The sequence below is a fragment of the Cupriavidus sp. L7L genome, assembly GCF_004353535.1.
Lineage (GTDB): Bacteria > Pseudomonadota > Gammaproteobacteria > Burkholderiales > Burkholderiaceae > Cupriavidus > Cupriavidus oxalaticus_A.
In genome coordinates this window covers 1-4,741 of the sequence record NZ_SMNY01000108.1, presented here as the reverse complement: position 1 = coordinate 4,741, position 4,741 = coordinate 1, and the positions used below count along the sequence as shown (strand labels likewise).

6 protein-coding genes and 1 pseudogene are annotated in these 4,741 nt (G+C 59.3%); 6 read left to right on the top strand and 1 reads right to left on the bottom strand.

Annotated elements, in window-relative coordinates; translation table 11 throughout:
* The 5 genes from E1J61_RS36095 to E1J61_RS36080 form a co-directional block, all read left to right on the top strand.
* A partial coding sequence (locus tag E1J61_RS36095) for an integrase core domain-containing protein (RefSeq protein ID WP_165971483.1) occupies positions 1 to 304 on the top strand: 304 nt, incomplete at its 5' end.
* Positions 301 to 441, top strand: coding sequence for a hypothetical protein (locus E1J61_RS39030; protein WP_371705020.1), 141 nt, complete (start codon positions 301 to 303; stop codon positions 439 to 441). The genes E1J61_RS36095 and E1J61_RS39030, both read left to right, overlap by 4 nt.
* A gap of 764 nt (positions 442 to 1,205) precedes the next feature.
* Positions 1,206 to 1,646: an Hsp20/alpha crystallin family protein gene (locus E1J61_RS36090; protein WP_133098552.1), complete on the top strand. Its 441-nt coding sequence runs from the start codon at positions 1,206 to 1,208 to the stop codon at positions 1,644 to 1,646.
* Positions 1,647 to 1,661: 15 nt separating this feature from the next.
* On the top strand, positions 1,662 to 2,081 hold the full coding sequence (locus tag E1J61_RS36085; RefSeq protein ID WP_133098551.1) for an Hsp20/alpha crystallin family protein: 420 nt from the start codon (positions 1,662 to 1,664) through the stop codon (positions 2,079 to 2,081).
* A 319-nt stretch (positions 2,082 to 2,400) separates the two neighbouring features.
* Positions 2,401 to 2,763, top strand: a complete 363-nt coding sequence (locus E1J61_RS36080) for a DUF3307 domain-containing protein (RefSeq protein WP_133098550.1) — start codon at positions 2,401 to 2,403, stop codon at positions 2,761 to 2,763.
* 1,371 nt (positions 2,764 to 4,134) lie between these two features.
* Here the strand turns inward: E1J61_RS36080 and E1J61_RS36075 are convergent.
* Positions 4,135 to 4,521: pseudogene (locus tag E1J61_RS36075) on the bottom strand (Tn3 family transposase); the annotation flags it as partial.
* Positions 4,522 to 4,588: 67 nt separating this feature from the next.
* Here E1J61_RS36075 and E1J61_RS36070 point away from each other — a divergent pair.
* On the top strand, positions 4,589 to 4,741 hold a 153-nt coding region (locus E1J61_RS36070), incomplete at its 3' end, for a transposase (protein WP_165971573.1).

Here is a 4,741-nt window from a genome sequence, read left to right as displayed (position 1 = left end):
CCAGTACGCGAGCGCGGAGTATCAGGCCTTGCTGGCACGCCATCAGATTGTTTGCAGCATGAGTCGAAAAGGCAATTGCTGGGATAACTCGGTGATGGAACGGTTCTTCCTGAACCTGAAGATGGAGCGCGTGTGGCAGCGTCAGTATGCCAACCACGCCGAGGCACGGCGCGACATCACCCAGTACATCGTTGGCTTTTATAACCCGGTGCGCTTGCACTCAACCCTGGGGTATCTGTCGCCCACTGCCTACGAGGTGAAATCGACAGTGAAACAACCTATCTGCCTGTCCGAAATTACTTGACCACTACAATCACCCAGTACATCGTTGGCTTTTATAACCCGGTGCGCTTGCACTCAACCCTGGGGTATCTGTCGCCCACTGCCTACGAGGTGAAATCGACAGTGAAACAACCTATCTGCCTGTCCGAAATTACTTGACCACTACATTTGTCCATTTCTTACCCGACCGTTTCCGCCATTTGCTCAAGAAGGAAACCCGGCATCCGGTTCTGGCTTTCCGGCGACGTCTTAAACTTGCCATCGCGTCGTAAGCTGCAACTTGACCACAGCTACCTATGCCCTTAGCGGACCGGCGCTCAGGCGTCCAGCGCGTCTAGGCGGAGTCTAGCCGTTTCGTTCAAGCTGCCCGTCATCAGTGATTGCACACTGGCGTCTCGTTTCCAACAGAAAGGAGTATCGCCATGAACACCGCTACTCAATCCCAATGTGATTGCACCGCTTGCCCCCAGCGCCGGCTGCCTCTGCGGTTTCAAGACAACTGCGAAGCATAGTACGTGCGCCTGCGGGCCACAATGTCAGTGCGGAGCTGGATGCGCATGTGGGCCGCAGTGCCAGTGCAGAGCTGCAAGCGCCCCCGTAAAGAGTTGATTCACATACCGACGTCGTGGAGCCGGGCCAGCCTTGCTCTACGCCAGAGCTGCCAGCCCCAATTTTCTTCCGTCGCGTTTGCGCGGCCCTGTTTGTGAATACGACATCGCCTGGTGCGGTGTCAGATAGGGGGCGGCGATGACGAATCGCAGCGCATGCGGCTCGAGGCCCTTGAAATCTTCCTGGCCCACCACTAATTACAGCTTGCCCAGTCGTCGCGACAACGCGCGCTGCGTATTCCTATTGGTATGCCAGCGGTAGTGGCAGGCACGCATGCCTGCGCTTTTCCCGCTGCAAAGAAGGAGGATCTAACCATGAGTGACTTCTTTTTCACCACCGGCCCGTTCAGTGAGTTCGAGCGGCTGCAACGGGAGATGGCGAACCTGTTCGGCGGATTTCCTTCGAGCTTGCGGTCCGGGCGATTGGGGGCGTATCCCCCGCTCAACCTCGGCATCACTGACGATTCGATCGAGATCGTGCTGTTCGCGCCGGGCCTGAAGGCAGATCAGTTCGATGTATCGATCGACAAGGGCCTGCTGACCATCAGCGGCGAGCGAGCCCCGGTACAGCCCGAAGGCGACGCCGAGGCGCGGCCCTATGCGCAGGAGCGCTTCGCGGGCAAATTCCGCCGCGTGATAGAGCTGCCACAGGCGGCAGACTCGGACAAGGTGGAGGCGCGTTACGTTAACGGTTGCCTGTCGATCAGCGTGGGCAAGCGCGAAGCGTCGCGCCCGCGCGCCATTACCGTCAGCTGAGACCAGGAGCAAGCCATGAACGAATCGAACCCGGTCGCCCAGCGCGACCAAGACCCCCAAGGCGGCCAGGGCTCCGTCGCCCAGCGCCGGGAAGACCTGCAGGCACCGACGCTGGTGCCGGCGGTCGACATCTACGAGACCTCCGCTGGCGTTACGCTGTGGGCCGACCTGCCCGGCGTGCCGCGCGAGAAGCTGGAGGTCAACGTCCACGACGCCAACCTGCGCATCGAGGGCGAAGCCGTAGTGCCGACGCCGGCCGGACTGCGTGTGCAACATGCAGAGATCCGGCAGCCACGTTATGCGCGAACCTTTGCGCTCAGCCCTGATCTGGATGCATCACGCATCGAAGCCAACCTGCAGGATGGCGTGCTGAAGGTGACCATCCCGCGGCGCGAAGAAGCCAAACCACGGCGGATCCAAATCTCGGCCGGCTGACCGCTCAAGTGTCAGGACGGCGGCGAATGGCGCCGCCGTTTTTTTGGCTTACTGTCTCTGTTTCAGTGGCCGTTCGCATCGTGGCCTTCTGCGCGCCATTGAGGGTGTGGCCGGTATTTGCTATTTCGCTATTTCTGGCGCCAGCATCACGCGAACCATCGTCTTCTTACGGCTATACTCGACGACCGCCGGTCCCGTCAGCGACTCGATGAGTCTGGGTACCTCGCTCCGTCTGTTTTAGGCCTGTGGCCAAGATTCGCAATTGCGCTGCAGCGCATATATCTTTATGTAGGTCGTAGGCCTGGTGGAGAGTTGGGCCATGGCGTTGCTGCTGCTTTTCGCACTGTTCACCAAGCATCTGGTGTGCGACTTCCTGTGGCAGCCGAGCTGGATGCTGGCCGGCAAGGGCGACTTCCGGAGACCAGGTGGCTATGCCCACGCGGGGCTGCATGGCCTGTGCACTGCTGTGCTGCTCGGCGGCTTCGGTGTAACCCATTGGCTCGGGCTGGGGATCTTCGACGCCGTCATCCATTACATGGTCGACCACTGGAAGGTGCGCTTCGGCCGACGAGCCAATTTGACACCAAACTTGCCGCAGTACTGGTGGGCGTTTGGCGTGGACCAGTACGCACACGTGCTGACCTACTTGGCCGTTGTCTGGCTCGCTGGGAAGGCGAACTGATTCGTCGGCGCTCAACTCCCGAAGCGTTGGACAGAGGATTGGGTACGATCGATATGTTTTACCAGCAACTTTGAAACCAACTCGCGAAAAAGAGACCGCGCCAAAACGGGGAATATTCTGGGCAAGCTAGTTGAGACCGCGCCTGTAGGACGTTTCGTCAACGGCATCAGCGGTCATGCCGGCCAGATCGAGACTGTCTGGTGAAAGGTATTGCTCCATTGTAATCCCTCGATCAGCCCGCCCAAATACGCCGCAGGCGCGGCAGCGTCTCGCCGTTCAAACACAGGTTACGCTAGAACGCTGGCGGGTCCGGGAGACGGCGCGGGGGGATCGATATTTCGTCGGATTCTGTATTGAAAGCCAAACTGGACGTATTAGTACGGCCATCCGGTCTTTTGACGTTGTCAGCAGCTTGGGCATCACCGCAAGCGGGCGAAAGTACTTGCTCTGTGGATGGCCATGCTTCGATGCTGAGGCTGAACAAATTTGGAACCGCTTAGTGGAGCAGCATGCCATCACTGGCATCAAGGATGTGAGTATGGAGTACTTGCCAACGCTACGCTTTGAAGAAGCATAGAGGAGGGTCATAAAATACTCCTGGCCATACGATCCAAGCCGTTGATGAGATAGCGGAGAGGCCCACGCTTTTATTCCGCTACGTCCAACTCCCGGACCAGCGCCTCGCCGCCGTCTAACCCGGCCGATGACGCCGCCGAATCGGGGGCGAGCCGGGATAAAGCCGAAAATGACACATATACCCAGAAGTAATAAAGAACGCTATTTTCATATCTGAGACCGGCCTGTCGGCGGTGCGACACTACGAGGTCGGCTGGGTCGGGTTCCTGCCGGCCATCGCTGACAGCACCGCGCGGCAACTTGCGGAGCATGCCGAGAGGCTGTCGATTAACACGCCGCAGCAGCGCCTTCCAACTCTGGCGTAATGGCATCTCAATCAGGGTTTCCCCGATCCGACCAAGGCGCCGATGGTGCGCAAAGCGCGGCATCTGGCCGAGCGAAGGCGCGTTAAACCGCTGCGGCACTGGCTCGATCGGCCATCGAGGCGACGCGCGCGGAGCGTGGTATCCCTTTGTTTTCGATGCAATTTACCGGGTTAGCAACCCCAAGCATTCATGCGGGTTTCCGGCCGATGCCAGGAAGATATCCCCATAAAATCAATCATTTGCTGACTGGTCCGGCGTGGCGGTAGGGAAGGGCGGTCAGCCTCCGAAAAGCCGAGTCGGAGCCGACGAGCAGATGACGGCAAGCGCTCGGCGGTCAGGGGATGCATGTCGCCGGTGTGACTATTGGCGACCCAGAGGTATCAGTTCTTTGGTACAGCCCCTCTGAGCCGCTTTCAAAGCAAAAAGGCGGCTACGCCGTACGCCACTGCGAAGATGGGTCGGACTGGAACGCCGCGGTGGGCATGAGCCGATGCGCATAGCGCGCGATGGGAAACTCAAAAGTGCCCCGCAGATTGATTCCCTCGAGGTGGGTGGGACCGATATGCCGAAGGCCCTCAGCTCGAGTCGTCTCGCCGCCGATCTTCTCGAGGATGTTCCAGCTGCGTTGCATGTGCATCGTATTCCAAGCCATTACTGAATTGGATAGCAAGGTCAAGGCCGACGACACCGCCGCCAACGACGCGTCATGGCGCGCCAGCTCGATCGGTATCTTGCCGGAATGGATCGCTCGCTGGAGAATGTGCACCGCTTCACCGCGGTTCAACACGTGCTGCATCTCATGGCGAAATGCGGTATGAGGTAGCCTGATCGAGGCGGACACGCTTGGTCCTTAGATTAAGATCGTGGATCAGGAGTGTGCACAGATGAGCAAGGCAAGACAGACGTACGGGGAAGAGTTTCAGGCAGAGGCCGTGAGACTGGTGCTGGAGCAGGGACTGACGCTGCAGTCGGCCGCGCAGCGCCTGGGGATTCCGAAGGGCACGTTGACGAATTGGGTGTCGAAAGCCAAGGCGCCT

Bases quoted from the DNA above. Each gene is read 5' to 3' on its own strand.
- E1J61_RS36090 (WP_133098552.1), top strand. From the start codon at position 1,206: ATGAGTGACTTCTTTTTCACCACCGGCCCGTTCAGTGAGTTCGAGCGG.
- E1J61_RS36085 (WP_133098551.1), top strand. From the start codon at position 1,662: ATGAACGAATCGAACCCGGTCGCCCAGCGCGACCAAGACCCCCAAGGC.
- E1J61_RS36080 (WP_133098550.1), top strand. From the start codon at position 2,401: ATGGCGTTGCTGCTGCTTTTCGCACTGTTCACCAAGCATCTGGTGTGC.